The organism is Micromonospora sp. CNZ286 (genome assembly GCF_014207755.1).
Genome location: NZ_JACHIZ010000001.1, coordinates 1,155,182 through 1,181,674, shown reverse-complemented (window position 1 = coordinate 1,181,674; position 26,493 = coordinate 1,155,182). Strand labels below are relative to the sequence as shown.

Below are 26,493 nucleotides of genomic sequence, written 5' to 3'. Positions count from 1 at the left end.
GCGGCGCCATCTCCACCGCCAGGAGGTGCCCGCCCCTCCCCCACAGCCGCCGGCTCGACTCCCGAGACCATCGAGCCCAGGCCGGGAGATGGCCACGACGTCACAGCGACCGGACCGAAGCCGAGGCCAGCTGAGCCAGCACTCAGGCCGTCTCCAGGCCGTCCCAGGCCGTGGCCAGGCCGTCAAACGCCACCCAACGATGACCAAGGTCAACCAACGGCACCAGACAAAGAACCAGCCCAGAGCCTTGATCAGGTCTCTGAGCTGGTGGGCGACGGACGAGTCGACCTGTACGCCGGATTCTGTGCCCGGCACGCCCGTAGGCGCACCGGCGGCGGCCATCCATCTCGGCCTGCCGTTGCCGGCAGGCTCCAGCGGCCTACCCGCAGACATCGGGCGGGCAGCCCTCAAGCGTCTGCGCGGGTCGTCATCTTGCGGTGACGGCCCTTTCTTGGCCTTGCTCCGGGTGGGGTTTACCGAGCCACCCCGGTCACCCGGGGTGCTGGTGGGCTCTTACCCCACCGTTTCACCCTTACCGTCCCGTTACGGGCCGGCGGTCTGTTTTCTGTGGCACTGTCCCGCGGGTCACCCCGGGTTGCCGTTAGCAACCACCCTGCCCTGTGGAGTCCGGACGTTCCTCGGCGACGGGCCGGAGCCCGTCGACGCGACCGCCCGGTCGACTCGTCCGTCGCGCCCTCATCCTAACGACGGACCCGCCGCGCCCATTTCCACCCCGCCCACCATCTCGTCCGCCACTTCGGGGAGGTGGCGGCATCAACCGGCCCGGGATACCGCCACTTCCCCGAACTGGCGCGATGCGCGCCCGAACGGGCGCGGTGCGCGTCCGAACTGGCGCGGTGCGCGCTCGCCGCCCCGACCGACTAGCCTCGGGGGACCATGGATCTCTCCGACGCCGCGCTCCTGCTCGCCGCCGGTCTCGCCGCGGGCACTGTGAACGCGGTGGCCGGTGGGGGCTCACTGATCACGTTCCCGGCGATGATCGCCACCGGCCTGCCGCCGGTGGCGGCCAACGTCTCGAACTCGGTGTCGGTCTTCCCGGGGTACGTGGCGAGCGTGGCGGGCAGCCGGGTGGACCTGCCGCGCGGGCGGGAGCTGTGGTCGCTGCTGCCCACCGCCGTCCTCGGCACGATCGCCGGGTGCGCGCTGCTGCTGGCGACTCCGGCGCGCGCGTTCGAGCTGGTGGTGCCGTTCCTCGTGCTGGGCGCGACCGCCGTACTCGCGTTCCAGGGTCCGCTGCGCCGGCTGGTCGGCCATCCGGAACGGTTGGGCGCGCGCCGCCGTACCGTCACGGTGCAGACCATGGTCGCGCTCGGCACGGTGTACGGAGGCTACTTCGGCGCGGCCCTCGGGGTGATGCTGGTGGCCGGGTTGGCGCTGGTGCTCGACGCGACGCTGGCCCGGGTGTCGGCGGTGAAGAACCTGCTCTCGGCAGTGGTGGGGCTGACCACGCTCGTGGTGTTCGCCCTGTTCGGCCCGGTGAACTGGGCGGCCGTCGCGGTGGTCGCGCCGGCCACCCTGTTCGGCGGGTACGCGGGTGCGCGGCTGGCCCGCCGGCTTCCGCAGGTGGTGTTGAAGACGGTGATCGTGGTGTTCGGCACCGCCATCGGGTTCTACCTGCTGTGGCGCGCGCTGACCTGACGCCACCCGGCAAGACCGGACCCGTCAGTAGGCCTCCCCCACCGGCTCCTCCGGTGCGTGCTCGGCGCGGCGGGCGGCCCGGTTCCAGATGACCCGTTCGCCGTAGCCGGCCGCCATCAGGTGCCCGAACGCGAGGTACGCGAGCACGCCGGCGGCGAGCACCCCGAAGCCGACCCAGAACGGCAGCGCGAGGCTGTGTTCGGCCAGCTTGCCGGAGATGATCGGCGCGGGCGCGGCGGCGCCCCAGCGGACCAGGTTGAACGCGCCGGTGGCGACGCGCCGGTCGGCGGAGCCGAGCCCGAGCGCCAGGTCGGTCAGGTTGGCGTTGGCGAGGCCCATGAACAGGCCGGCGACGACGAGGACGACGAGCGACATGGCGGTGCCGGTGGAGGTGGCGAACAGGACCATGCAGACCAGCAGGCCGAGCAGTGCGACGCCGACTGTCTGCACCGCGCCGATGCGGTGGGCCAGCCGGTGCCCGATCAGCAGGATGCCGGCGGCCAGGCCGAGGCCCCAGCCGGTGAACGCCAGGCCCAGCGGGATGACGTCGAGGCGCAGGAACAGCGGCGTGTAGCCGAGCACGACGAAGAAGACGAAGTTGTACGCGGCGGTGACCACGCACAGCGCCACGAACGCGGGTCTGCGGTAGGTGGCGAAGATCTGGCCGAGGCGTACCGGCTGTTGCTTGTTCGCCGGTTCGCGCAGCTTGCGGGCGGCGACGCCGAGCGCCAGCACCATGAACACGCCGCAGACGAAGAACGGCAGCCGCCAGCTCACCTCGCCGAGCAGGCCGCCGATCAGCGGGCCGACCGCGAAGCCGAGCCCGAGGGCGGTCTCGAACAGGCCGACCACCCATTCCCTGTCGTTCGCGAGGTTGACCAGCACGACCATGGCGGTGGCGAAGAACATCGCGTTGCCCAGGCCCCAGACGCCGCGCAGCACGGAGAGTTGCACGATGTCGTTGCTGAACGAGGCTCCGATGGCGGCCAGGCCGACGACCGAGACGCCGGTGACGAGCACCGGCTTGAAACCGAACCGCCCGCTGGCGAGCGTCGCCGGGATCATGCCGACGGCCATGACCGCGATGTACGCGGTGAAGAGCAGCTCGACCTGCCAGGCGGTGACGCCGATCGCCTCGCCGATGGCGGGCAGGATCGGGTCGACCACGGCGATGCCGGCGATCGCGAGGAACGCCACGAGCGTGGTGGCGTAGATGGCACTGCGGTTGGGCTCGGATCGGCGATCCACTCCGCAACCTCCCAGATAGCTGTATCGTACAGGTATTTTTCTTGTATCATACAGCTATGAGTGACGACGTCCACGCTCCCGAGGTCACCCTCGGCCGGATCGAAACCGAGGTCGCGTTGCTGATGCGCCTGGGTGAGGCCACCCGCCGGGGCACCGGCACGATGGAGCACCGGCTGCTGGACCGCGCCGCGTACGTGATCCTGCGGCACCTCGACGCGGCCGGCCCGCAGAACGTCTCGGCGCTCGCCGCGCGGTTGAACCTGGACGGCTCCACCGTCACCCGGCAGGTCTCCGCGCTCCAGCGCGACGGGCTGATCTCGCGTACCCCCGACCCGGCCGACGGGCGCGGCACGGTGATCTCCGCGACGGCGGCCGGGCTCCAGCGGATGGCCGCCGTCCGGGCGGCCCGCACCCGGTTGTACGGCGACATCCTCGCCGCCTGGCCCGAGGCGGACCGGGAGACACTGGCGGACATGTTGCACCGCCTCAACGAGGCGCTCGACACGCGCAACCGCCGCCGCTGAGGTGTTAGGAAGGGCCCCTTATTATGCAGTATGCGTTAATAAGGGGCCCTTCCTTTCACGCCACCGGCTCCCGCGCGGAGTCTCCGCGGTCGGCGGTCGCCGTCACGCGCGGGTCGCCCTCGTCGGCGAAGTAGTCGTCCGGCGTGGTGCCGTCCGGCCCGTCGGCCACCCTGGCGGCGCGCAGCACCAGCGTGAGCAGCGCGGCCACCACCAGGTTCACCAGCACCGCAACGATGCCCACGTAGATGGTCTTCGGCGTGTCGAGACCGAACTTCTCCAGCGGGAACGCCGATCCGGCGAAGTGCTTCTTTCCGGTCGCCGGGTTGCCGATCTGGTAGAGCATCCACATGCCCAGGCCCATGCCGGCCGCCCAGCCCGCGATCAGCGCGCCCCTGTGGAACCAGCGGGTGTAGAGGCCCAGCGCCACCGCGGGCAGCGTCTGGAGGATGATCACGCCGCCGATGAGCTGGAGGTCGATGGAGAACTGCGGGTCGAGGAAGACGATGCAGGCCACCGCCCCGACCTTCACCACCAGCGAGGTGATCTTCGAGACGTTCGCCTCCTGCGCCGGGGTGGCGTCCCGCTTCAGGTACTCCTTGTAGATGTTGCGGGTGAACAGGTTCGCCGCCGCGATCGACATGATCGCCGCAGGGACCAGTGCGCCGATGCCGATTGCGGCGTACGCCACCCCGGCGAACCAGTCCGGGAACTGCTGGTCGAACAGCAGCGGCACCACAGTGTTGCCGTCGGTCGTACCCTCCTTCGCGCCGGGCAACGGCTTCACGTTCGCCGCGATGGCCATGTAGCCGAGCAGCGCGATCAACCCCAGCAGCAGGCTGTACGCGGGCAGCGCGGACATGTTCCGCTTGATCACGTCGCGGTTCCGGCTGGCCAGCACACCGGTGATGCTGTGCGGGTAGAGGAACAGCGCCAGCGCGGAGCCGAACGCCAGCGTCACGTACTGGATCTGGTTGTTCTGGTTGAGCAGGATGCCGTCGCCGGGCGCGGGTGACGCCTGGAACTTCGCGTCTGCCGCGTCGAAGATGGCGCCCCAGCCGCCGAGCTTGTACGGCAGCCAGATCACCGCGACCAGGATCACGATGTAGATCAGTGAGTCCTTGACGAACGCGATCAGCGCCGGGGCGCGCAGCCCGGACTGGTACGTGTACGCGGCCAGGATCGCGAACGCGATGATGATCGGCAGGTGCCGGGCCAGCGCGCTGTCCCCTGTGACGCCCATGGTCTTGAGCACCGCCTCGATGCCGACCAGTTGCAGCGCGATGTACGGCATCGTGGCGACGATGCCGGTGATCGCGACCAGCAGCGCCAGGATCGGCGAACCGAACCGGTTGCGGACGAAGTCGGCGGGGGTGACGAATCCGTGCCGGTGCGAGACCGACCAGAGCCGGCACAGCACCAGGAACACCAGCGGGTAGATGACGATCGTGTACGGCACCGCGAAGAAGCCCGCCGCGCCGGCCCCGAAGATCAGCGCCGGGACCGCCACGAACGTGTACGCGGTGTAGAGGTCACCGCCGACCAGGAACCAGGTGATCCAGCCGCCGAAGCTGCGCCCGCCCAGTCCCCACTCGTCCAGGTGGGCCATGTCGGTCGGTCTGCGCCACCGTGCAGCTACGAAACCCATGGCGCTGACCAGCAGGAACAGCAGCGTGAAGACGATGATCTCGGTGAGGTGGTCCCGCCACATCAGCGGTCACCCCGCTTCTTGGTCATCTGGTAGACCAGCGTGGTGGTGCCGACGCCGAGCAGGATCCAGGCCAGTTGCAACCAGTAGAAACGCGGGAAGCCGAACAGCCGGGGCGAGTCGGCGTTGAACAGTGCCGGGATCAGCGGCACCACGATCGGGATGAAGAGCAACCAGTTCCAGGGACTCTTGTCCTTCGCCCTGGATCGCGCCGTGTCGAGCGCCTCCGGTTCCGGTGCGGACATGTGACACCCCTCCGGGCATTCGTAGCGGGCCATGTGACGGCCGGAGGCTACGACCCTGTGACGGGGGTCACGTCCGATCGGGTGATGTCGATGCGCCGAACGGCCGCCGGCATGCGCCGAGCGGCCGTCAGACGTCCGCGAGGTGGGAGGTGTCGTTGACCGAGCGGACCGCGACGCCGCCGTCCGGGTACAGGTCCAGCACCGAGATGCCGGCCGTGTCCAGGTAGAGCCGGTGCAGGAACGCGTCGCCGGCGGCGAGCGCGTCGCGCAGCACCAGCTTGATCGGCGAGACGTGGGAGACCACCACGACCGTCTCCCCCGGGTACGCCGACCGCAGCCGGTCGACCGCCCGTCCGGTCCGCTCGGCGACTGTCACGAACGACTCGCCCCGCGGCGGCGCGACCCGGGTGGAGGCGAGCCAGGCGTCCAGCTCGGCCGCCCAGCCCTCGCGTACCTCGGCGAACGTGTGCCCCTCCCAGACGCCGAAGTCGCACTCGATCAGGTCGTCGTCGGTGCGTACCGGCGGGTTGCCGACCTGCGCGGCGACCGCCTCGGCGGTGGCCGTACACCTCGACAGCGGGGAACTGACCACTGCGGCGACGGACGGCGCCAGCGCGGCCACCCGGGCGGCGGTGGCCCGGGCCTGGGCCCGGCCGCGCCCGGTGAGCGGCACGTCGCCCCGGCCGGAGTAGCGCTTCTGCACGGTGCGCTCGGTCTCGCCGTGCCGCACCAGGATCAGCCGGGTGGCCTCCTCGGTCGGGCGCGGCTCCCAGGAGGCGGGCGTGGTGGCCGGGTCGGTGCCGGTGGCGCGCACGACAGTCGCCTCCCGCGCCTCGGCCGCCGCCGCTGCCGGTGCGGCGCCGGACGCGGCGGCGTCCATCGCCGCGTTGGCGAGCGCGTCGGCGTGCCGGTTGCGCTCCCGGGGCACCCAGGTGAACCGTACGGCGGCGAACCGGCTGACCAGCCCGGCCGCCTGGGCGGCGAGCGGACGCAGCCCGGGGTGCTTGATCTGCCAGCGGCCGCACATCTGCTCGACCACCAGCTTGGAGTCCATCCGCGCCTCGACCTCGGCCGCGCCCAGCTCGGCGGCGGCCTCCAGCCCGGCGATCAGGCCCCGGTACTCGGCCACGTTGTTCGTCGCCGTACCGATCGACTCGGACCGTTCGGCCAGCACCTCACCGGTCTCCGGGTCGCGGACCACGGCGCCGTAGCCGGCCGGGCCGGGATTGCCCCGGGAGCCGCCGTCGGCCTCGATCACGACCGCGCGCGCCGCCACGACGGCTACAGTCCCGACTCGTTGGTCCGGACCATGATCCGCCGGCACTCCTCGCAACGGACCACGTCGTCCGGGTCGGCCTTGCGGATTCGGGCCAGGTCGGCGCCGGACAGCTCCAGCCGGCAGCCGCCGCAGCGGCCTCCGGTGAGCAGCGCGGCGCCCATGCCGGTGTCCTCACGGATCTTGTCGTAGAGACCGACCAGGTCCGACGGGAGGTCACCGGCGAGCGGCTGGCGGGAGGTGCGCTTGAACTCCTCCTCCTTGGCGATCTCCGCCAGGGTCTCGTCGCGGCGCTGCTCGGTCGCGGCGCGGCGCTCACGGGCCTCGGCGAGCCGGCTCTCGATGCCGTCGAGCACGCCCTGCGCGGTCTCCCGCTGCTCCATCAGCTCCAGCTCGGCGTCCTCCAGGTCGCTCTGCCGGCGGTTCAGCGAGACCAGCTCGTGCTGGATCGCCTCCAGCTCCCGGGCCGGGCCGCTGCCCGAGGCCAGCCGGGCCTCGTCCTTGCTCTTGCGCGCGCGCACCTGGTCGACGTCCTTCTCGATCCGGGCGATGTCCCGGTCCAGGTCGTCGACTGCCACCTGGGCGCGGACCCGCTCGTCCTCCAGCGCGGACAGCTCACGCGCGAGGGCCTCCAGCTCGGCACGCTCCGGCAGGGTGCGGCGGCGGTGCGCGAGCTGGGCCAGCGCGGTGTCGATCGCCTGGAGGTCGAGCAGGCGGCGCTGCACCTTCGGGTCAGCCTTCACGTCGGGGCTCCTTGTCGTCCGGCCGGGGCGCGGCGGCGTGCACGGTCCACGGGTCGGTGTCCAGGTCGGACACCACGGTCTCGACGTCCAGCTCGGCGGCCAGGTAGGCGGCCAGGTCGTCCAGCCAGGGTCGCTCCGTCGCCCAGTGGGCGGCGTCCAGCAGCGCCGGGCCGCCGGCGGCGAGGTGTTCCCCGGCCGGGTGGTGGCGCAGGTCCGCGGTGAGGAACGCGTCCACCCCGGCCGCGGTCGCCTCGGCGAGGAAGCCGTCCCCCGAGCCGCCGCTGACGGCGAGGGTACGAACCATACGCCCGGGATCCCCGGCGGCGCGAACTCCCCAGGCGGTGACCGGGAGCACGGCGGCGGCCAGCCGGGTCAGCTCGGCGAGCGTCATCGGGGTGGGCAGCTCGCCGATGCGGCCGATGCCCCGGCCGGGCCCGGCGGCGGGCGAGCCGGGGCGGGGCGGGTGCAGCGGACGCAGCCCGGTGAGCCCGAACCGGGCGGCGAGCGCGTCGGAGACCCCCGGGTCGGCCACGTCGGCGTTGGTGTGCGCCACGTGCAGCGCGACGTCCGCCTTGATCAACCGGTGCACGATCCGGCCCTTGTACGTGGTGGCGGCCACCGAGGAGACGCCACGCAGCAGCAGCGGGTGGTGCGCGACGATCATGTCCGCACCGGCGTCGAGCGCCTCGTCCACGGTCTCCGGGACCACGTCCACCACGCAGGCGACCCGGCGTACCGGGTGGTCGGGCTCGCCCAGCACCAGGCCGACCCGGTCCCACTCCTCGGCCCACGCGGGCGGGTAACGGCGGTCCAGGGCGGCCACCACGTCGGCGACGGTGTGCGGCGATCCGGTTGTGCTCACGGGCGGCCAGCTTACCGGCGTCCGGGCCGGTACACGCCGACCGTCGCCGGGCGCGGCCCCCGGCGTCCGCCGAGGGCCGTGCCCACCGCGCCTCTCAGCCGACCGGGGCGACCGGCCGGTCCGCGCCGCGCAGGGCGGCCAGGCCGGCGTCCCAGGGGAAGGCGTCCGCGCTCCGGTCCCCCGTGCCGGGCGGGTGCAGGCGTACGACGTGGTCGCCGAAGACCATCCGGACGCCCCACTGCACGAGCCGGTCCAGGCTGGCCCGGAACGCCGGGTGCGCGGCCATCGCCTCGTTCGTGTACGGGACGGCAGCGATCGGCACCCCCATCCCCTGCGCCTCGATCAGCAGGCCCAGCGCCAGGGTGTCCGTGATGCCGACCGCCCACTTGTTGATCGTGTTGACGGTGGCCGGGCACACCAGCATGGCGTCGGCCGGGGGCAGCACGTCCGGGTCACCCGGGTTCTTGTAGTGCGTACGGACCGGGTGGCCGGTCTGCCGGGCCAGCTCCGTCCGGTCGACGAACTTCGCGCCGTCCGGCGTGGTGACCACGCAGACCGTCCAGTCCTCCCGCTGGGCGAGGTCGACCAGCCGGCCGACGTGACGGGCCAGCGGCGAACCGCAGGCGATGACGTAGAGCACCCGCCGGTGCCCGTTGGCGGTCTTCGGACCGCTCATACTCCGACTCCCATGTGTTCAGCCAACTCCGCGATCGGCGGAGGCGGCGCACCACGTGTGCGACGGAGAATCTCGGACATCAATTCGTGCGCTATCGGCCGGCACCGGATCTCGGAGGGCGCGAGCCGGTCACCGCGCAGCAGCATGTCCCCGGCGTTGGCGACGTCACCGATCTGGGAGTAGCCGCGGGCCAGGTCGAGCAGGTGGTGCGCGCGCCGCTCCGGCAGCAGCGCATTGAACGCCGGCTCGGACAGCCGCATGTGGGTCTCCACCGCCCGGCCGCCGTCGCCCAGCTCGACCGCGGCCGCCGCGCGGTGCAGCTCCAGGTTGGTCGGGCCGAAGGAGGTCCAGTAGTGGTTGTGGTCGCCGCCGAGCATGGTGGCCGCCTCGCCCGCGCCGGCCAGCAGGTCGTCCACTGTCGCCGAGTCACCGATCCGGGCGGCGGCCATCGCGCCCTGGAGCAGCAGCATCCCGTACACGGAGAGCCGTTCCGGCCGGACGTCGTTGTCGCCGCCGGGCGCGAGCCGCCCCGCGATGCGGACGTTCAGCTCCAGCGCCGGGCGGGGGCGGCCCATCGCGACGAGCGCGTTGCAGACCCGCGTGGTGGCGATGCCGGCCAGCAGCGGGTCGTCGGCCCGCTGGGCCACCGCCATCGACCGGTCGGCGGCGAGCCAGGCGAGGTCGCACTCGCCGAGCTTGCGCAGCACCGAGGAGGCGATCTGGTAGACCTGCCCGAGCAGGTGGGCGGCCTCGCGTACCTGGTCGCCGGCGGCGTAGCCGGCGTCCGCCGCCTGGGCGTCGCGCAGCAGCTTGGGCAGCGCGCGGGTGAGCATGCCGTAGCGGCCGTACTGGTAGGTGAGCCAGGCGTGGTTCACGGCCTTGCGCATGTCGGCCAGCGGCGGAGGGTAGGGCGCCGCGTCGAAGTAGGCGCTCATCGAGTCGTACCGCTCCAGGGCGGTGCGGATCTCCTCCACCTCGACCTGGTCGATGCAGTTGAGCGCGTCGGTACGCCGCTCCGGGTCCTTGCCGTGCAGCAACTGCACGTCGATCTGGAGGATGTCGGCGATCTCGTAGAGCACGGAGAACTTGTCCAGCCGGCGGACGCCGCGCTCCACCTTGTCCACCCAGCTCTTGGACTTGCCGAGCCGGTCGGCGAAGACCTGCTGGGACATCTTGCGGCGGCTCCGCCAGTACGCCACCCGCCGGCCTATGGGCAGTTCGTCCATTCCCGCTCCCTCCCCCTCACGGCGCCGGCCGGTCCCCCCACGTCCCTCAGGCTCGCGCCGATCGCACAGGTTGTGCGTCCACCGTCCAGCCAGTTCTCGTAGTTTTCGTGCAAGTTGCACCGACCGTTAGTCACCTCAACGAGCGTGGGTTACGGCAGTGACGGCTTTCGACGTGTGGCTTGTGGACGGTTCGGCGGGACCAGAGGGGACGACAGACATGTGGAGGAACGTCCGACCGCGCGTCGCTCACCTCTCGCCGCTGGAACGGGTCCGGCTGCGCCGCGTCGCGGTGCGGTACGCGCTGCACGGCTGGCCGGTCACCCCCGGCGCCTGCCTGGCGAACAGCCGCTTCGTCTGCGGGCGGGCCGGCTGTCCCACAGTGGGCTGCCACCCGGCGCTGGAGGACTGGGAACACGCCGCCAGCGCCGACCCGGCCCGGGTGGCCACCTGGTGGCGCAGCCGCCCGCACGGCATCCTGCTGCCCACCGGCCGCGCCTTCGACGTCCTGGAGGTCGCCGCCCACCTGGGCCGGCAGGTCCTGGAAGCGGTCGCCACCCACCCCGCCGGCTTCGGCGTACGCGGCCCTGCGCTGGTCACCCCGACCGGCCGCTGGATGTTCCTGGTACGCCCCGGCGACCCGCTGCGGCCCGAGCTGGAGCACTGCTTCCACGTGGTACGCCACGGACCCGGCTCGTGGATCCCGGCGCCACCGACCCGGCTGCCCGAGGGGACGGTGCGCTGGGTGGTCGCGCCCGAGCAGGCCCGGTGGCAGCTACCCGACTCGTACCTGGTGCAGAACGCGCTGATCGCCGCGTTACGGGCGGCCGGCGTCACGTTCGGCGCGGAACTGCTGCCCGGTCATCTCCCGCTGCCCCGCCGCGGCCGCTGACCTCCCAGCACCCGGCCGGTGCTTCCGCAACGCGTGCTCCGACGCCGAGCGTTCTCCCTGGTCACAGCGGGTCCGGTGACCCGGACGGGTGGCCGACAGCGACCTCCCCGGCACCGGGCTCGTTGTTCCTGGCGAGGGCGCGTCCGCGCCAGAGCGGGGGTTTGACCATGTCCAGGGACGACGCTGCCCGCCACACCGGCGGTACCGAGCCGGCGCGGCCCCGCCGCCGCCTGCACCCGTGGGCCTTCACCCGACCGCTGGGCGTGCGCCCCGGCCGTCCTCGCCCCACCGGCTCCCGCCCCGCCATCCTCCACCGCCCCCTCCGCTGACCCACCCCTGTCTCTCCCCTCCCACTCCCCTCCCTCTCCCCCAGCCCGCTCAACGCACCGTTGATCATGAAGTTGGCGGTGCGACACGCCGGGCGTCGGTGCCGCTAACTTCATGATCGACGGGGCAGGGGCAGGGGCCCGGGGCAGCGGGTCAGGTGGGGAGGGTGGGGAGGGTTCGGGAGTGGTGTTGGTGTGCCTCGTCCGTGACCACGGCGTGCTGCCACGGGGACGGTAGGCGGTCCAGCCAGGGCAGGCCCGATGCGCCCATCGCCACCGCCGCTGTCGCATAAGCGTCGGCCACGCCCAGGTCCGGACCCACCACAGTCACCGACCGCAAGCCCGTCGCCGGTACGCCCCGGCGCGGGTCGACCACGTGGTGGCCGCGCTCGTACACGCCGGAGGTGGCGACCGCCATGTCGGTGCCGGTCAGCACCAGACAGGTCGCCCCCGCGTCCCACGGATGCCGCACCCCGATCCGCCACGGCTCACCGGCCGCGTCGTGGCCGCGTACGCGCACGTCGCCGCCCGCGTTCACGCAGTGGTTCGGCGCGCCCGCGGCGACCAGCCGGTCCGAGGCGACCTGCGCCGCCCAGCCCTTCACGTAGCCGGACGGGTCGAGACGACCGGTCGCGTACGCGTCGAAGAACCCGTCGGTGGCGGTCCACAGGTCGGCGCAGGCGGCCAGCACGGCCCGCAGGTCGGCGGAGGCGTCGGCGACCCGCAGCTCGCCCCGGTCGATCCGGCACACCTCGCTGTCGTCGCGGTACGTGCTGAACCGCGCGTCCACCTCGCGCAGCCAGCCGAACGTGTCCTCGGCCAGCTCGTGCAGGGTCTCCGGGGGCAGGTCGTCGGCCAGGTCGAGGCTGATCGCCGTACCCATGATGTGTTCGACCCGGCGAAGGCCGCGCCGGGCGAACGGACCGGGACCGACGGCACCGGCATGAGCCGGCACGGTCACGCCTTGTCCAGCGCGGCCTGCAACGACTGCTTGTACGCGGTGCTGGTGTAGGTGGCTCCGGACACGGTGCTCAGGTTGGCGCTCTGCCGGGCCACGACCTCGCCGGAGGTGCCGCTGTAGCGGGCCTGCACGTCGTCGCTGCGCTGCCCGGACTGCCCGCCCAGCGGCAGTCCGATCGCCGTGGCGTCGACGATCCGGCTTCCGCTGAGCGTGATCCGGACCTGGAGCGAGCCGTACTCGTAGGTGACCGACGGCCCGGTCACCGTGCGGGTGGTGGCCTTGGGCGCGCTGGTGGTGGTGCGGGGCGCGGCCGGTGTGGTGCGCGTGCGGGTGCCACCGCGGCTGGCCGCGCTGCGGTCGGCGGACGGCTTCGGGGTCGGCTTCGACGAGGCGCGCGGCGACGGGGTGACGCCGGGCGCGGAGCCGGTGGGCGAGGGCGGCTCGGGCGCGGCGGAGCCGCCCGGGGCGACCGGGGCCAGCGCGGCCGGTACGTCCGCTCCGGCCTGCCCGGCGCCCGGCGCGCCCTTGAGCACCACCAGTGCAGTGGTGCCGGCGGCCAGTCCGGTGATCGCGAGCAGCGCGCGACGCATGGGCGGTGCCTCTCCTACAGCTCGAACGCGGTCAGGTGGATCTGGCGGCGGGGCACGCCTGCCGCACGCAGCGCGGCGACTGCCTCGTCGACCAGACCGCCGGGGCCGCACAGGTAGACGTCGCGGCGGATCAGGTCGGGCACGAGCCGGCGCAGGCCGTCGGGGTTCATCACCTGGCGGGGGCCGGGGTCGTCACGGCGGCCGACGACGTACCAGACGGAGGTCTGCCGGGCCTGCGCGAGCCAGTCCAGCTCCTGGTGCAGCAGCACGTCGGCGGGGGTACGCGCCCGGTAGATCAGCGCCGCGCCGGGCGGCAGCTCCTCCAGCATCGCCCGCAGCGGCGCGATGCCGCTGCCCCCGGCGATGAGCAGCGCCCGTTCCCGGGTGCGGTGCGCGGCGGTGAACGTACCGGAGGGGCCCTGCGCCCAGACCCGGGTGCCGGGCGTGAGGTCGCGCAGCTCGGCGGTGTACCCGCCGACGACCTTGACGGTGATCCGCAGCCACCTGTCGTTGGCGGCGGCGGAGACGGAGAACGGGTGCGACTGCCACCAGCAGCCGGGGTTGAGGAAGCGCCAGCGGAAGAACTGGCCGCCGAGCAGGTCGATCTGGTTGAGCCGTTGCCCGGTCAGGTAGACCGAGACGGTGTCCGGGCTCTCCGCCACCACGTCGGCGACGCGCAGCCGGTGCCGCACGTTGAACACCAGCGGGGCGAGCATCCGGCCCCACACCAGCGCGGCCACCACCAGCAGGTACGCGGCGATCCAGCCGGTACGCACCGGACCGGGTTCGTAGAGCTGCGCGCCGTTGCTGAACTGGTGCGCGTACCCGAGCAGCAGCGTGAGGTAGCTGGCGGCGTGCAGCAGGTGCCACAGCTCGTACGGCAGGCGGCGCCGCACCGCGCGTACCGCGGTGAACGCGACAGCGACCAGGATGCCCGCGGCGACGAACGCGGAGACCATGTCCTCGTAGTCGGTCAGCAGCGCGCCGACCTCGCCGAGCACCGTCTTGCGTTCCTGGCGGGAGTAGCCGACCACCAGCAGCGACATGTGCGCGAGCACCGCCACCAGCAGCGTCGCGCCGAGGTCCCGATGCAGCCGGGAGATCCGCTCGCCGCCGAGCGCGCGTTCCAGCACGCCGAGCCGGCTCATCATCAGCACCTGGACCAGCAGCAGGTAGCCGGCGAGCAGCCCGGTGATCCGGCCACCGGCGGTGAGCAGGTCGGCGGTGTCGGCGAGCGATCCGGCCGGGGTGTCCAGCCACCACGGCAGGACCGCGGCGACCAGGCCCAGCCAGAAGAGCACGGCGAGCGCCCGCCGGCCGCCGGGTCCGCGGCGCGGACGACCCGGGGGTACGGGGGCAGCCGGACGGCCGCCGTACGGGGCGGGATGCCCGGTACGACGGCCGGCGGCGCGGGTGTCCTGGTACGTCACGCGTAGATCTTGACCGGGGTGAACTTCTGCCGGGGGAAGACCTTGTCCACCTGGGCGGTGGTCAGGCCGAAGCGTCCCTGCGCGACCGATCCGTAGACGTTGAACATGTTGTTGTATTCCGGCACGTCGCCGCTGTCCAGCTTGTCCAGTCCGTTCCAGGTGCCGAGCAGCGAACCGGCCAGCTTGCGGCCGGACAGCACGGTGACCACACCGCCGTGCCCGTGGTCGGTGCCGCCGCCGTTCGAGCCGACCCGCCGGCCGAACTCGCTGGACACCATGATGGTCACGTCCGCCGACCGGTCGCCCAGGTCGGTGAAGAACGCGGCCATCGCGTTCGCCAGTTCGTTGAGCCGCCGCCAGAGCTGGCCGCCCTCGCGGGTGCCCTGGTTCTCGTGGGTGTCGTAGCCGCCCATGCCGACCGTCGCCACCCGCACGTTCGCGCCGCCCTTGATGAGCTGGGCGAGCTGCTTGAACGCGTTCCCGACGCCCTGGTACTCGACGCCCTCGGCGGCGGCGTACGGCTTGGCGGCGAGCTTCTGGGCGGTGGCGAGCGCGCCCATGCCCTCGATGACCGCCTCCTCGACCGGGTGGTTGATGCCGGTGAACAGGCCGCGGATCGCCTTCTCGGTGGCCGCGCGGAACTTGTCGTCGCCGTTGAGCCGCAGGTCGCCGACGCTGTTGAGGGAGATCGCGCCGTTCACGCCGACGAGCGAGCGGGGCAGCGTGCTGCCGATGCCGACGCTGCGGAACGCGGTGCCCTTGCCGAGCGAGTCGACCAGGCTGTCCAGCCAGCCCCGGCCGCCGGTCTCGCCGGGCAGGCCGCCCAGGTTGCACGCGTCGGCGGCCTGGAAGTGGCTGCGGGACAGCCGCGGGTCCGACACGGCCGGCACGAAGCCGAGCTGCCCGGCCTTGAGCCACTTCTCCAGCGGCGCGAACGCGCTGGTCAGCTTGAAGCCGCGGGCCAGCGCCAGCGAGTCGTCACCGAGCAGCAGGTCGGGGCGCGCCTTGGCGAGCACCGGGTCGTCGGCCGGTGCGACAAGGCTCAGCCCGTCCAGCCCGCCGTAGAGGAAGACGTGGATCAGCGTGCCGGTCTTGGTCGCGGCGAACGACGCCGAGGTGGTGACGAACTGCGCCGTCGCGAGCGCGGTCGCGGTCGCGGCGGCGCCGGCGACGAAGGTACGCCGGGTGACGCCCCGGCCGTCCTGCTGCGCCTCCTCGATCTCCTCCAGCCGGCGGTACCGGTCGGTCTCGGCCGCGTTCTCGGCCGCGACGATGTCCGCCTCCGCGCGCAGCAGCGCCTCGGCCGGGTTGTCGGCCAGCCGCTGCAGGTCGGGGCACTCGGGGTGCAGGGGGTACGGGTTCACGGTCATCTCCATCGAATGCCTCACCGGAGGTGGTGCTGGGGGGACGCGAGGATCGTCCGCGCGACAGCGGCGATGGCCCCGTTGAAGGTGGCGTCGACCTTGGCGCTCTCGGCCACACCGGCCACGGCGAGCACGAGCTTCTTCTCCTTGGCGCTGAGCTTCTGCTGCACCAGCCGCTGGGCCAGCGCGTCCACGTACGCCCCGGCGGTGGCCGGCGGCTTCGCGACCAGCTTCTCCGGCTTGACGAAAGTGAACTGCTTGCGCCAGCCGCCGATCAGGTCACCGGCCTCGTTCCAGCCGTCGATCATCGTCCCGGCCGAGGTCCAGGCCAGGTAGACGTCGGCGTAGCCGTCCGGGGTGGGCTTGCCCATCGGGTACTGGCCGAGTTCGCGCATCTTGTCTTGGATCTGCCGCAGGCCCTGCGCGAACGGGGTGCGCCGGTTGTCGCCGGTGAAGCCGGGGGCCGCGTCCGGCGAGACGCCGAGCACCCGGTACGTGGCGACCAGGTACTCCATCGGGCGGCGTACCTTCTGGCCGATCGCCGCCCAGAACTCCGAGGAGCTGAACAGCGTCGCCAGCACCGGCCGGATCTGCCCCTTGTTCGTGGTGTACGCCTTCGCGAGCCGGTCCACCACGGACTTCGGCGGGGTGTCGGAGACGAACCGGGTGGCGAGGTTCTGTGCCACGTACCGGGCGGTCGACGGGTGCATCGCGATGTAGCGGATGTACGAGTCGATGACCTTGTCGGCGGCCACCGGGTCGTCGGAGTTGTTGGCGTGGCTGAACCCGAGGATCTTCACCTTGCCGAGGTAGTGCCGCTCGGCGAAGAACTTGTACTTGCCGTCGGCGACACCGCGTCCGGTCTGGAGCAGCGCGGCCTGGCGGACGTCCTTCTCGGTGTAGCCGCCGTCGACGCCGACCGAGTACAGCTCCAGGTTCTCCCGGGCCAGGTTCTCGTTGACCGCGTCCTTACGCGAGTCGACCTGGTTCAGGTAGAGCAGCAGCGCCGGGTGCTTGTTCGCGGCGACGAGCATCTCCGGGTAGCTGCCCAACGCGTGCTTGCGGATGACGTCCCGGTCGAACGCGTTGCGGTAGTTCTCCCCGCCGTCGAAGTCGGCGGCGACGTGCAGGAAGTCGTTCCAGAAGTCGACCATCACCTCGAAGAGCTGCCGGTCCGACCAGATCTGCCGGGCGATGGTGGCGTCCACCGTCTCCCGGGCCGGGTCGACGCCCTTCTCGTTGAGCTGCTCGCGCTGGTCGCGCAGCTGCGTCGGGCTGAGCTTGAGCGACTGCAGCTCGGCCAGCTTCAGCTCGGCCTTCGTCGGGGCGATCTTCTCCGGTTCGAGCTGCTGGCGCAGCCAGTCGTCGATGCCGAGCCGCTTGATGTCGGCCATCACCTTCGGGGTGGCGGCGAACGTGGTGCGGGTGGCGAGGTGCCGGATCGGGTCCTTGGCGAGGACCGTCTTCACAGTCACCTTGGTCGCCTCGGCGGCGGCGGCCGGGCTGCCGTAGAGCCGGCCACCGGACGGCGCGTTGCGCTTGAGCGCCTCGCCGGCCCGGGAGCCCATGTAGCTCTCGTTCTGCTCGGTGTAGGTCCGTACCGTGCTGGGCTGCTGGCCGCTGGGCCGGGCCGCGTTGCCGTCGGTGGTCACCGTACCGGTGGCGTCACCGGCCGGCGCGTCACTGAACAGGCCGCGCACCTGCGGGGACATGGCCAGGGCGGCGCCACCGGCGACCACCACGGCACCGCCGAGGGTGGCCAGCGCCCGGCGCCGGCCCCGCTTCGGGGCCTCGTCGCCGTCGTCGTCCAGGTCGGGCAGTCCGCCACCGGGCGGCGGGCCGTACCCGCCGGCGGGCTGGGCGTAACCGCCGGACTGGGGGTAGCCGGCGGGTGCCGGCGCGGCGGGGGCGAAGCCGTTCGGCCCGACCCACTGCGGGCCCTGGGCGGGGTGGGCGCCGGGGTGCGGCGCGTGCGGGTCGCGGTACCCGTCCGGATGGGGGTGCTGGTATCCGTCCCAGCCGCGGTCGTCCCGGGGTCGACGCGGTGGCACGTTCAGGTCGGCCATGTACCTATCCCGTTTTCTTCGAGCGCCGGCACGCCTGCCACCCGATGGGGGTCGGGGTGGCGCAGGGGCGGCGACGGTTGCCGGAGAAGTTGCCTACGGGAAAGTAGCCATGCCGTCCCGGCCGCTCAAGGCGCGCCGAACGCGCTCGTGAGCGCACTTAAGACGGTGCTCAGGCCCGCCGCGGAGGGCCCGTCGCGGCGGCAGGGGCGCGGCGGCGTCCGGAGCAGGGCCGACCCGGACGCGCACTGCCCGGATGCGAGGTTTCGCACAGCGGCGACGCCGCCGGGGGCGTTCATCGCCTCACCGAAAATTAAGGTACGGATAAGCCTGCGCTGAGAACCTCGTTCCGCCTGTCCGGTCCGGCGAAACAGCAGCAGCGGCGGCGCGTGACCGGCCTCCGATCCGGGTATGCCGCCGAACCGCTGAAGCCGTGAGGGGAAGGGCACCGCCATGCTCAGCCAAGAGGATCAGCGCAGGTTCGAACAGATCACCCGTCATCTGCGGGAGAGTGATCCACGCTTCTTCGCCCGGTTGGACAGCCGGATCAAGGGCCGCCGGGGCCGGTACATGATGCTGTTGACGATCGTGCTGTGGGCGTCGCTGCCGGCGATGACAGTGCTCGTCGGACGGCTCGCCGGGGCGATCTGCGCGGTGGTGCTCGTCGCCAACGCCGCAGTGATGTGGCGCTTCCGCCGCCGCCTCCTTTAGGTGCAAGGAAGGGCCCCTTATTAACGCTTCCGGTAGAGGAAGGGCCCCTTATTAACGCTCGCCTGCGGCCTCGCCGCGGCTGAACTCCCTGGGGGACGCGGCTTCGCCGCGACCGAACTCCCGGTACGCCCGGCGCAGCCGCTCGGCCAGGCCCGGCCCACCGATCATGGCACCGGGTGAACCGAGCTGGCGCAACAGCAGCTCCGAGCCGGTGGCGAGCGTGGGCGGCCGGTCCGGCAGCGGCACCGGTGACAGCCAGAACCGGTCCGGTTCGGCTTCCGCCTCGACCGGCGGCAACCCGGCCAGGGCCCGCGCCGCGCCGACCACCGGCACACCGGTCGTCCCGGCCGGCTCCGGCCCGGCGCCCGACTCCGGCCCGGCACCCGGGCCCGGCTCCGCGCCCGCACCGCCGTTTCCGCCCGCGCCACCGGCTCCGCCCGCACCACCGGCCCCGCTCGCACCACCGGCTCCGCCGGCACCGCCGGTTCCACCTGAGCTGCCGGCGTCGGCGGCGCGCAGCGTACGCAGCCGGTCCAGCAGCTCGGCGCGGGACCGCCCACGCCAGTGCAGCAGGTGGAACGGGTCCGCGTCGAACGCCTCGGCGAGCAGGTAGAACGTGGCCGCCAGGTGTTTGCACGGCACCGCGAAATCCGGGCAGCCGCAGCGCTGGTCCAGCTCGCCGATCTCGGCCGGGAACAGCGGCGCGCCCGCCTCGGCGAACAGCTCCTCCAGTTCGGCCGGCAGGTCACCGGCGAGCAGCCGGGCGCTGAAGAACGCCTGCCCGGCCAGCTCCGATTCCAGTCGCCGCCACACCTTCGACGGGTACGCGGCCAGTCCGATCCGCACCGGGTACGGCCGTGGCCGGGAGCCCTGCACCTCGGCGGTGACCTCGCCCGGCGACACGTCCAGCCGGAGCACCTGGCCCCGGCGCGCGTACGCCCGGCCGCGGGTGAGCCGGGAGCCGAGCGCGAACGACTCCAGCACCTCCACGAACCGCCGGGACCACCAGGACTGCCCGATCGCGCCCCGGGTGCTGCGCGCCCGGAGGCCGCCCTCGACGCGTACCGGCGGGCCGTAGTCGTCGAAACCGGGGCTCACTCGACCACCGCCCCGGACTCCAGCCGGAACAGGTCGCGCAGCGTGTCGGTGGACAGCTCGGTGACCCACTGCTCGCCGCTGCCCACCACCGACCGGGCCAGGCTGCGCTTGTCGGCGATCATCGCGGCCACCTTCTCCTCGACGGTGCCGGCGCAGACGAACTTGCGTACCTGCACGCGGCGGCGCTGTCCGATGCGGAACGCCCGGTCGGTGGCCTGGTCCTCGACGGCCGGGTTCCACCACCGGTCCACGTGCACCACGTGGTTGGCGGCGGTCAGGGTGAGCCCGGTGCCGCCGGCCTTGAGCGACAGGACGAACAGCGGCGGACCCTGCGGCGTCTGGAACCGGGTCACCATGGCGTCCCGTTCGGCCTTGCCGACGCCGCCGTGCAACAGCAGCACCTCCCGGCCGGTACGCGCCGACAGGTGCCCGCGCAGCATGCCGCCGAACTCGGCGTACTGGGTGAACAGCAGCGCCTTCTCCTCCGCCGCGAGCACCTCGTCGACGATCTCGTCGAGGCGTTCCAGCTTGCCGGACCGGCCGTCCAGCACGGAGCCGTCGTGCAGCAGCTGGGCGGGATGGTTGCAGACCTGCTTGAGCCGGGTCATGGTGGCGAGCACGAGCCCGCGCCGCTCGATGCCGTCGCTGGACTCGATCTTCGCCATCATGTCGTCGACCACGGCCTGGTAGAGGGCGGCCTGTTCGGCGGTGAGGTTGCAGACCACCTCCATCTCCAGCTTCTCCGGCAGGTCGGTGATGATCGTCGGGTCGGTCTTGAGGCGGCGCAGCACGAACGGTCCGGTGATCCGGCGCAGCCGCTCGGCCACCTCGGCGTCGCCGTGCCGCTCGATCGGTTCGGCGAAGCGCTTGCGGAACGTCGCGGCCGGGCCGAGCAGCCCCGGATTCGCGAACTGCATGATCGACCAGAGGTCGGCGAGCCGGTTCTCCACCGGCGTACCGGTGACCGCGACCCGGTGCCGCGCGGGCAGTGACCGGACCGCCTCGGCCTGGCGGGTGGCGGCGTTCTTGATCGCCTGCGCCTCGTCCACCACCACCCGGTGCCAGTCGACGCCGGCCAGCTCGAACGCGTCCCGGGCGGCCACCGAGTACGTGGTGAGCACCAGGTCCGCCTCGCCCACTGCGGCGGCGAAGCCCTCGCCCCGGGTGCGCTCGGCGCCGTGGTGCACGTGGACGCGCAGCCCGGGCGCGAACTTCGCCGCCTCGCGCTGCCAGTTGCCGACGAGCGACATCGGGCAGACCAGCAGTGTGGGCCCGGCTTCCGGCGGGTCACCGGCGAGCAGCGCGAGCAGTTGCACGGTCTTGCCGAGGCCCATGTCGTCGGCGAGGATCCCGCCGAGTCCGAGCGACTGGAGGAACGCCAGCCAGGCGAGCCCGCGCCGCTGGTACGGCCGCAGCGTCCCGGTGAACCCCGGCGGCGGGTCGGCCGGGGTGAGACGCCGTTCCGCCTCACCGGCGAGCAGGTCGCCGAGTGCGCCGTCGGCGACCACGTCCAGCACCGGCAGCTCACCGGCCCGGTCGTCACCGGACAGTCCCATCCGCAGCAGGTCGGCCACTGTCAGCTCGCCGGAGGAGCGCAGCAGTTTCAGCCCGGCCTCCAGCCGCTGCGGGTCCAGCTCGACCCACCGGCCGCGCAGGCGGACCAGCGGCGACTTCAGGTCGGCCAGCGACGCCAGTTCCTCGGCGGTCAGCGGCTCGTCGCCGAGCGCCAGCTCCCAGCGGTAGTCGACGAGCGCGTCCAGCCCCAGCTTCCCGGCGGTGGTGGCGACAGCGCCCGGGGCGGTACGGCTGCGTGCCCGCAACCGCGCCCCCAGCCGCGACGAGGAGCGCCGCCACCACGAGGGCAGCAGCACCCCGAACCCGGCCGCGTGCAGCACCGGCGCGCCCTCGCGCAGGAACCGGTGCGCGCCCTCGGCGTCCAGCTCCATTCCCTCGGGCGCGGCGGTACGCAGCGCGGCGTCCACCTCGGGCCACAGCCGGCTGGCCCGGCCCAGCTCGGCGAGAAGCGTCTCCTGGGGTTCCACGCCCCGGGCGGCGAGCGCCGGTGCGGGCCGCTGCCAGATGTGTGCGGCGTCGACCACGAGTCCCGGCTCGTCGGCCGGGTGCAGGCCGAACTCGACCCGCCAGGCGGCGTCCTCGACCAGTTCGGCGACCGGGTCGACGGCCGGCTCGACGAGGCGGAACGTGGCCCGTACCGCGCCGCCCGCGGCGTCGCGCTGCCAGGCGTCCAGTTCGTCGCGCAGCGTCGCCAGCGCGTCCGGCTCGGCCGGGAAGGCGCGTTCCGGGCCGGTGAGCGCGGCCAGCCAGCGCGGCACCGCGCCGACCGGGCGCATCCCCCGGTGCAGCCGGGTGTCGGTCAGCGCCACCCGGGCGGCGGCGTCGACGAGCGCGTCCAGCGCCTCCGCGACCAGCTCACCGGCCCCGATGTCGTCGGCCCGCCCGGCCCACGCGCCGCCCGTCGGACCGCCCGCACCGGCCCACGCGCCGCCCGTCGGACCGCCCGCACCGGCCCACGCGCCGCCCGTCGGACCGCCCGCACCGGCCGACGCCGCCGCGACGGCGGCAGGTGCATCCCCGGGCTCGGGCTGCCACTCCCGGGCGGCGCGGGCCGCCGGTGGCAACGCCGTCGCCAGGTCACGCGCCCAGCCCGCATCGGTGCCGGTGAGCAGCGGCCGCCAGAGCGCCCACCCGGTCGCCACGTCGTCCACCCCAACGGCCCGCAGCCGCCGCCCGGCCCCCGCGACACCCGCGCCCGAGGCCGCCGGTGACCGCCGCGCCGAGGTCCGCCCGCCGGTCGCGGCCGATCCGCTGTCGGGTCCACCACCACCGGGGTACGCCTCGAGCACGACCGGCAGCAGCCGGCCGCGTACGACCAGGTCGGCGGCGAAGCCGGCCAGCTCGCACAGGTGACGCAGGCTCGCCCCGACCGGGCCCGGCATCGGGGCGCGCAGCAGCGCGTACGCGTCGTCCGGGGCGTACCCCAGGGCGGGAGCGCGCCATCCGGCGCGGGTGACCGGGCCGCGGACCGGTTCCCCGACGGTGGCCCGGACCAGTTCCGGCGAGTCCAGCGGCGAGCCGGCCCGGGTCGGCAGGTCCAGCCGGACGGAGATCGGCTCGCCGGGCGGGCCGTCGAGCGCGGCGGCGAGCGCGGCGTGGTCGGCGGCGAACGGGTGCGGGCGTTCGCGCGGTACGCGGCCGGGGCGGCGGGGCGCGCGGGCCGGGAGCGTGCTGTCCTCGGCCCACAGGGCGAGCCCAGCGCCGGGCAGCCACAACCCGTGGATGACCAGCACTGCTCCCCCTCGACGACGCCCCGGGGCCGGAAGACGGCGCCCGGGGAGTCAGGATAGGCCGCCGGGCGCCGCTATCGTCGGCGCCATGGTCGACCTTCTCGTGATCGGCGGGCTCGGCGTGGACATCCGCGTCCAGGTGTCCGCGCTGCCGCCGCCCGTCGCCGACTCGCTGCTGGTGCCGCCGATCGACCTGCGGATCGGCAACACCGGCTCCGGGGTCGCGCTGGCCGCGCACGCGCTCGGCCTGCGGGTGGCGCTCGTCGACGTGCTCGGTGCCGACGCGGCCGGGGACGTGGTGCGGGCGGCGCTGGCGCGTACCTCGATCCGGACCACGCTCGCGGACGCGCCGGCCGGTACCCGCCGCTCGGTGAACCTGGTCGACCCGGCGGGGCGGCGAATGTCGCTGCACGACCCGCGTCCCTGGTCGGGGCCGGCGCCGTTCGGCGAGGCGGAGCTGGCCGCTCTCGTCGCCGAGGCGACCCACGTCCACCTGTCGATCATGGACTGGGCCCGGGACGCACTTCCGGTGCTGCGCGCCGCCACGTCGGTCTCCACCGACCTGCACGACTGGGACGGCGAGAACGACTACCACCGCCCGTTCGCCCGGATCGCGGACCTGGTCTTCGTCAGCGACACGCGGCTCGGCGAGCGGGCCGCCAAGGAGGCGGCGGAGCTGGCGCCGCGCACGGTGCTGGTCACCGGCGGGGCGGCGGGCGCGACGCTGCACACGCCCGGCGTGCCACCGACGCACGTGCCCGCCGCCACCCCGCCCGGACCGGTGGTGGACACCAACGGTGCCGGGGACGCGTTCGCGGCCGGGGTGATCGCCGCCCGGCTGCGTGGCGCGGGCGTCCTCGACGCGGCCAGGTACGCCGCCCGGGTGGCGGCCGCCGCCTGCACCCACGACGGGATGGAGTATCCGGACGGGCTGCTGCCCCGCGAGTGACCCGTCAGATCGCGCCGGTCTCGCCGTCGGTCAGCTCGCGCAGGATGTCGGCGTGCCCGGCGTGCCGGGCGGTCTCCTCGATCAGGTGCACCAGCACCCAGCGCAGCGACACCTCGCCGAGCTGCGGGTGCGGCACCACGTGGTCGAGGTCGAACCGGGCGGCGACCCGGCGGGACTCGTCGCACGCCGCCTCGTACGCGGCGACGAGCGACTCGACGGTGTCGCCGGCGCCCAGCGTGAAGCTGGCGTCGGCGTCGGCCTGGGAGGTGACGTAGACGTCGCCCGGCTCGGGGTCGAACAGGCAGCGGAACCAGTTCCCCTCGACCACCGTCAGGTGCTTGAGCAGCCCGGCCAGGGTGGTCAGCGAGGGCACCAGGCGCCGGGCGGCGTCGGCGTCGGTCAGGCCGCGCGTCTTGCGCAGCACGGTGCCCCGGTGGAAGTCGAGGAACGCGTCGAGGATCGCCCGTTCGCCGCCCGTGCGGGCGAGGACCGGACCGAGTGTCGGATCGATCGTCGGGTGCGCCATCCCCGGACCCTAGTACGCGGTGTGCTAGCCCCGCTGCCCCGCGTGATCCCCTGCGCGGGCGGGCCGGCCGGGGCAGGATGGGCGCATGGCTTCCACGGTGCAGATCCCCCTGGTGGGCGGCGCGGCCGACGGCGAGACCGTCACCGTCGAGCTGGACGTCAACGGCCGCCCGCCGCTGACCCACCACCACCTCGGGCCGCAGGGGCTCGCGGAGGCGCAGATCTACGAGCTGGAGTCGAGCGACCAGCCGGGCCGCGAGTGGGTCTACGCCTGGCGCGGCCCGGCGGTCTGACGGCCCGGCTCACAGCGCGTGCGTCAGCGTGCGGGCCCGGATGCTGTCCAGCACGCTGCGGGTCACCTGCGAGGTGCCGCGCGCCTGCTCGCACACCTCAGCGACCCGGCGCGCGGTCGCGTCGGCCCGGGCCTCCCGCTCGTCCCACAGCCGGTCCACCTCGGCCAGCAACGGGCCCTCCACCTCGCGTTCCACGCCGCGCAGCGCCGGCACACCGAGGCGCTGGGCCAGGTCGAAGACCTTTCCGGCGTACGGCAGCGGCAGGAACGGCGTGCCCATCATGGCCGCGAAGATCAGGAAGTGCAGGCGCATGCCGACCGCGAGGTCGAAGTGGCGCATCAGGCCGAGGATCTGCGCCGGACGGTAGTCGCCGTGCAGGATCCGGCCCCGATCGGCGGCGGTCATGTGCGACAGCACGCCGTGGGAGTGCCGGATGTCGTCGCGTTCCATCGGCACGAACAGCACGTACGCGTCGATCCGGTGCACCAGGAAGTCACCGATCTGGGCGAGCAGGCGGTGGTAGCCGTCCACGTCGAGCCGTTCGGCGGCCCGGCCCGGCTCGCGCACGCTCAGCCCGACCAGCCGGGAGCCGGCCGGTACGCCCTCCTCACGCAGCCACTGCTGGGGGAACTCCTCCGGTTCGAGCAGGAACGCCGGGTCGGCGGTGACGGTGATCGGGTTGACCAGGCCGGCCTCCTCCAGCACCATCCGGGACTCCTGGTCGCGGACTGTCACCTCGACGGCCTGCGCCAGCGTCTCGCGCACCATGCCGCTGTCCAGCGTGTCGGTGAGCGGGCCGACCCCTACCGCGTACGTGATCAGCGGCAGCCCGCGCTCCTGGGCGACCCGGACCACCCGCAGGTAGCGCCGGGCCTCCTTGTCGTAGAGGATCCCGCCGCCGCCGAGGATGAGCAGGTCGAGCTGGTTGAGCACCGGGGACGAGTCGACCCGGCTGACGCCCTCCCACGGCACCGCCTCGACCTCGGGGTGGGCCAGCGCGGTGTGCGCCGGGTTGCGGGAGAAGACGATGATCCGGGCATGGGGCTCGTGGCGGCGCAGATCGTCCAGCAGACCCGTGAGGATCGCCTCGTCGCCGAGGTTGCGACCGCCGTAGGAGCCGAGCACGCCGATGGTCAGTCCGGTGCGTTCCCTCATCCGTTGCTCCTTCCCAGGGGCGTCCGCGCCAGCGTTCCCGCTGGCCGCCCCGGGTTAACGCACGGCGAGGAGGCTCAACCGGTGGCTTCGCCGACCAGACGGGAGACGAGGTCCGAGACCACCTGATCGGTGTCGAACCCGGCGTCGATCGAGGTGGTGAGCAGGTCGAGCAGGAGCCCGTCGACCGCGAAGTGCAGCAGCGCCACCTCGTACGCCCCGCCCGGCAGTCCGGCGGCGGTGTGGTGGGCGACGTCGTCGGCGTACCCCTGGCGCAGCACGCCGCCGAGCGCGGCCCGCAGCTCCGGGCGGCGGGCGGCCTCCAGCCGCAGCTCGAACAGCGCCCGGGTGAGGCCCGGTTCGCGGGTGGTGCGGGCGACGATGTCGCGCAGGTAGTCGGTCATCAGCGCGAGCGACGGCTCGCGGCGGCCGAGGTCGGCCAGCACGGCCGGGTCGGGCGCGATCCGGTCGAAGATGCGTTCGGCCAGTCCGGCGAGCAGCGCCGCGCGGGACGGGAAGTAGTTCGAGGTGGTGCCGGTGGGCACGCCCGCCTCGGCGTCGACCGCCCGGTGGGTCAGCCCGCGCGCGCCCGCCTCGGCGAGCACCCGCAGGCCGGCGTCGGCGAGCAGGGTACGGCGTTCCGGATTCCTGGCCACGCGAACACACTAGCAAT

General features: G+C 73.3%; 24 protein-coding genes and 1 other RNA gene. 6 read left to right on the top strand and 19 right to left on the bottom strand.

Annotation, left to right across the window (positions count from 1 at the left end):
* Positions 1-275 precede the first annotated feature (275 nt).
* An RNA gene (gene rnpB, locus FHX31_RS05680) (RNase P RNA component class A) lies at positions 276-684 on the bottom strand.
* Between the two features lie 213 nt (positions 685-897).
* On the opposite strand from rnpB, the gene FHX31_RS05675 reads away from it, so the two are divergent.
* Positions 898-1,659, top strand: coding sequence for a sulfite exporter TauE/SafE family protein (locus FHX31_RS05675; protein WP_030273139.1), 762 nt, complete (start codon positions 898-900; stop codon positions 1,657-1,659).
* A 24-nt stretch (positions 1,660-1,683) separates the two neighbouring features.
* On the opposite strand, the gene FHX31_RS05670 is transcribed toward FHX31_RS05675, so the two are convergent.
* Positions 1,684-2,907, bottom strand: coding sequence for an MFS transporter (locus tag FHX31_RS05670; protein WP_114921077.1), 1,224 nt, complete (start codon positions 2,905-2,907; stop codon positions 1,684-1,686).
* 56 nt (positions 2,908-2,963) lie between these two features.
* On the opposite strand from FHX31_RS05670, the gene FHX31_RS05665 reads away from it, so the two are divergent.
* The gene (locus tag FHX31_RS05665) at positions 2,964-3,431 is read left to right on the top strand and encodes a MarR family winged helix-turn-helix transcriptional regulator (RefSeq protein ID WP_013475663.1); all 468 of its coding nucleotides are present in this window, start codon (positions 2,964-2,966) and stop codon (positions 3,429-3,431) included.
* A gap of 55 nt (positions 3,432-3,486) precedes the next feature.
* Here the strand turns inward: FHX31_RS05665 and mctP are convergent, their stop codons facing one another.
* The 7 genes from mctP to FHX31_RS05630 all read right to left on the bottom strand — a co-directional run bounded on the left by mctP (position 3,487) and on the right by FHX31_RS05630 (position 10,164).
* The gene (gene mctP, locus FHX31_RS05660) at positions 3,487-5,139 is read right to left on the bottom strand and encodes a monocarboxylate uptake permease MctP (RefSeq protein ID WP_013475662.1); all 1,653 of its coding nucleotides are present in this window, start codon (positions 5,137-5,139) and stop codon (positions 3,487-3,489) included.
* Positions 5,139-5,381, bottom strand: a complete 243-nt coding sequence (locus tag FHX31_RS05655; protein WP_047891548.1) for a DUF3311 domain-containing protein — start codon at positions 5,379-5,381, stop codon at positions 5,139-5,141. The genes mctP and FHX31_RS05655 overlap by 1 nt, the downstream gene beginning before the upstream one ends.
* A gap of 127 nt (positions 5,382-5,508) precedes the next feature.
* Positions 5,509-6,657, bottom strand: a complete 1,149-nt coding sequence (locus FHX31_RS05650) for a bifunctional RNase H/acid phosphatase (RefSeq protein ID WP_013475660.1) — start codon at positions 6,655-6,657, stop codon at positions 5,509-5,511.
* A 5-nt stretch (positions 6,658-6,662) separates the two neighbouring features.
* Complete coding sequence (locus FHX31_RS05645) at positions 6,663-7,400, bottom strand: zinc ribbon domain-containing protein (RefSeq protein WP_047891550.1); 738 nt, start codon at positions 7,398-7,400, stop codon at positions 6,663-6,665.
* Complete coding sequence (locus FHX31_RS05640) at positions 7,390-8,262, bottom strand: Nif3-like dinuclear metal center hexameric protein (protein ID WP_013287788.1); 873 nt, start codon at positions 8,260-8,262, stop codon at positions 7,390-7,392. The genes FHX31_RS05645 and FHX31_RS05640 overlap by 11 nt, the downstream gene beginning before the upstream one ends.
* A gap of 94 nt (positions 8,263-8,356) precedes the next feature.
* Positions 8,357-8,938 (bottom strand): flavoprotein, encoded by a 582-nt coding sequence (locus FHX31_RS05635; protein WP_184975344.1) that lies wholly within the window; start codon positions 8,936-8,938, stop codon positions 8,357-8,359.
* The gene (locus FHX31_RS05630; RefSeq protein ID WP_013287790.1) at positions 8,935-10,164 is read right to left on the bottom strand and encodes a helix-turn-helix domain-containing protein; all 1,230 of its coding nucleotides are present in this window, start codon (positions 10,162-10,164) and stop codon (positions 8,935-8,937) included. The genes FHX31_RS05635 and FHX31_RS05630 overlap by 4 nt, the downstream gene beginning before the upstream one ends.
* A 217-nt stretch (positions 10,165-10,381) precedes the next feature.
* On the opposite strand from FHX31_RS05630, the gene FHX31_RS05625 reads away from it, so the two are divergent.
* A complete protein-coding gene (locus tag FHX31_RS05625) occupies positions 10,382-11,053 on the top strand; it encodes a bifunctional DNA primase/polymerase (protein WP_091331058.1) in 672 nt (223 codons plus the stop codon).
* A 480-nt stretch (positions 11,054-11,533) separates the two neighbouring features.
* Here FHX31_RS05625 and FHX31_RS05620 read toward each other — a convergent pair whose 3' ends face one another.
* The 5 genes from FHX31_RS05620 to FHX31_RS05600 form a co-directional block, all read right to left on the bottom strand.
* Positions 11,534-12,262: an FAD:protein FMN transferase gene (locus FHX31_RS05620; RefSeq protein ID WP_184975342.1), complete on the bottom strand. Its 729-nt coding sequence runs from the start codon at positions 12,260-12,262 to the stop codon at positions 11,534-11,536.
* A gap of 74 nt (positions 12,263-12,336) precedes the next feature.
* Positions 12,337-12,930 (bottom strand): FMN-binding protein, encoded by a 594-nt coding sequence (locus tag FHX31_RS05615; protein ID WP_013287793.1) that lies wholly within the window; start codon positions 12,928-12,930, stop codon positions 12,337-12,339.
* A 14-nt stretch (positions 12,931-12,944) separates the two neighbouring features.
* On the bottom strand, positions 12,945-14,360 hold the full coding sequence (locus tag FHX31_RS05610) for a ferric reductase-like transmembrane domain-containing protein (RefSeq protein WP_184975339.1): 1,416 nt from the start codon (positions 14,358-14,360) through the stop codon (positions 12,945-12,947).
* Positions 14,357-15,730, bottom strand: a complete 1,374-nt coding sequence (locus FHX31_RS05605; protein WP_402883839.1) for a DUF1501 domain-containing protein — start codon at positions 15,728-15,730, stop codon at positions 14,357-14,359. Before FHX31_RS05605 ends, FHX31_RS05610 begins: the two co-directional genes overlap by 4 nt.
* 14 nt (positions 15,731-15,744) lie before the next feature.
* Positions 15,745-17,790, bottom strand: coding sequence for a DUF1800 domain-containing protein (locus FHX31_RS05600; protein ID WP_091331054.1), 2,046 nt, complete (start codon positions 17,788-17,790; stop codon positions 15,745-15,747).
* A gap of 450 nt (positions 17,791-18,240) precedes the next feature.
* On the opposite strand from FHX31_RS05600, the gene FHX31_RS05595 reads away from it, so the two are divergent.
* Complete coding sequence (locus FHX31_RS05595; RefSeq protein WP_018787065.1) at positions 18,241-18,498, top strand: DUF3040 domain-containing protein; 258 nt, start codon at positions 18,241-18,243, stop codon at positions 18,496-18,498.
* A gap of 51 nt (positions 18,499-18,549) precedes the next feature.
* Here the strand turns inward: FHX31_RS05595 and FHX31_RS05590 are convergent, their stop codons facing one another.
* Complete coding sequence (locus FHX31_RS05590; RefSeq protein WP_184975333.1) at positions 18,550-19,596, bottom strand: SWIM zinc finger family protein; 1,047 nt, start codon at positions 19,594-19,596, stop codon at positions 18,550-18,552.
* Positions 19,593-22,904 (bottom strand): DEAD/DEAH box helicase, encoded by a 3,312-nt coding sequence (locus FHX31_RS05585; RefSeq protein WP_184975330.1) that lies wholly within the window; start codon positions 22,902-22,904, stop codon positions 19,593-19,595. Before FHX31_RS05585 ends, FHX31_RS05590 begins: the two co-directional genes overlap by 4 nt.
* 85 nt (positions 22,905-22,989) lie before the next feature.
* On the opposite strand from FHX31_RS05585, the gene FHX31_RS05580 reads away from it, so the two are divergent.
* A complete protein-coding gene (locus tag FHX31_RS05580; protein ID WP_114921085.1) occupies positions 22,990-23,850 on the top strand; it encodes a carbohydrate kinase family protein in 861 nt (286 codons plus the stop codon).
* 4 nt (positions 23,851-23,854) lie between these two features.
* Here the strand turns inward: FHX31_RS05580 and FHX31_RS05575 are convergent, their stop codons facing one another.
* Positions 23,855-24,376 (bottom strand): DinB family protein, encoded by a 522-nt coding sequence (locus FHX31_RS05575; RefSeq protein WP_114921086.1) that lies wholly within the window; start codon positions 24,374-24,376, stop codon positions 23,855-23,857.
* Between the two features lie 85 nt (positions 24,377-24,461).
* On the opposite strand from FHX31_RS05575, the gene FHX31_RS05570 reads away from it, so the two are divergent.
* Positions 24,462-24,668: a hypothetical protein gene (locus FHX31_RS05570; RefSeq protein WP_114921087.1), complete on the top strand. Its 207-nt coding sequence runs from the start codon at positions 24,462-24,464 to the stop codon at positions 24,666-24,668.
* A 9-nt stretch (positions 24,669-24,677) separates the two neighbouring features.
* Here the strand turns inward: FHX31_RS05570 and FHX31_RS05565 are convergent, their stop codons facing one another.
* Entirely contained in the window at positions 24,678-25,823 is a 1,146-nt protein-coding gene (locus FHX31_RS05565; protein ID WP_114921088.1) for a polysaccharide pyruvyl transferase family protein, read from the bottom strand.
* A gap of 74 nt (positions 25,824-25,897) precedes the next feature.
* Positions 25,898-26,476, bottom strand: a complete 579-nt coding sequence (locus tag FHX31_RS05560) for a TetR/AcrR family transcriptional regulator (protein ID WP_013475647.1) — start codon at positions 26,474-26,476, stop codon at positions 25,898-25,900.
* Between the last annotated feature and the right edge of the window lie 17 nt (positions 26,477-26,493).

What these genes read in the sequence shown, in the direction of transcription:
- FHX31_RS05580 (WP_114921085.1), top strand. Translation starts at nt 22,990, where the DNA reads ATGGTCGACCTTCTCGTGATCGGCGGGCTCGGCGTGGACATCCGCGTC.
- FHX31_RS05630 (WP_013287790.1), bottom strand. Translation starts at nt 10,164, where the DNA reads ATGGACGAACTGCCCATAGGCCGGCGGGTGGCGTACTGGCGGAGCCGC.
- FHX31_RS05570 (WP_114921087.1), top strand. Translation starts at nt 24,462, where the DNA reads ATGGCTTCCACGGTGCAGATCCCCCTGGTGGGCGGCGCGGCCGACGGC.
- FHX31_RS05665 (WP_013475663.1), top strand. Translation starts at nt 2,964, where the DNA reads ATGAGTGACGACGTCCACGCTCCCGAGGTCACCCTCGGCCGGATCGAA.
- FHX31_RS05565 (WP_114921088.1), bottom strand. Translation starts at nt 25,823, where the DNA reads ATGAGGGAACGCACCGGACTGACCATCGGCGTGCTCGGCTCCTACGGC.
- FHX31_RS05615 (WP_013287793.1), bottom strand. Translation starts at nt 12,930, where the DNA reads ATGCGTCGCGCGCTGCTCGCGATCACCGGACTGGCCGCCGGCACCACT.
- mctP (WP_013475662.1), bottom strand. Translation starts at nt 5,139, where the DNA reads ATGTGGCGGGACCACCTCACCGAGATCATCGTCTTCACGCTGCTGTTC.
- FHX31_RS05625 (WP_091331058.1), top strand. Translation starts at nt 10,382, where the DNA reads ATGTGGAGGAACGTCCGACCGCGCGTCGCTCACCTCTCGCCGCTGGAA.
- FHX31_RS05605 (WP_402883839.1), bottom strand. Translation starts at nt 15,730, where the DNA reads ATGACCGTGAACCCGTACCCCCTGCACCCCGAGTGCCCCGACCTGCAG.
- FHX31_RS05675 (WP_030273139.1), top strand. Translation starts at nt 898, where the DNA reads ATGGATCTCTCCGACGCCGCGCTCCTGCTCGCCGCCGGTCTCGCCGCG.
- FHX31_RS05635 (WP_184975344.1), bottom strand. Translation starts at nt 8,938, where the DNA reads ATGAGCGGTCCGAAGACCGCCAACGGGCACCGGCGGGTGCTCTACGTC.
- FHX31_RS05575 (WP_114921086.1), bottom strand. Translation starts at nt 24,376, where the DNA reads ATGGCGCACCCGACGATCGATCCGACACTCGGTCCGGTCCTCGCCCGC.
- FHX31_RS05620 (WP_184975342.1), bottom strand. Translation starts at nt 12,262, where the DNA reads ATGGGTACGGCGATCAGCCTCGACCTGGCCGACGACCTGCCCCCGGAG.
- FHX31_RS05595 (WP_018787065.1), top strand. Translation starts at nt 18,241, where the DNA reads ATGCTCAGCCAAGAGGATCAGCGCAGGTTCGAACAGATCACCCGTCAT.
- FHX31_RS05655 (WP_047891548.1), bottom strand. Translation starts at nt 5,381, where the DNA reads ATGTCCGCACCGGAACCGGAGGCGCTCGACACGGCGCGATCCAGGGCG.
- FHX31_RS05600 (WP_091331054.1), bottom strand. Translation starts at nt 17,790, where the DNA reads ATGGCCGACCTGAACGTGCCACCGCGTCGACCCCGGGACGACCGCGGC.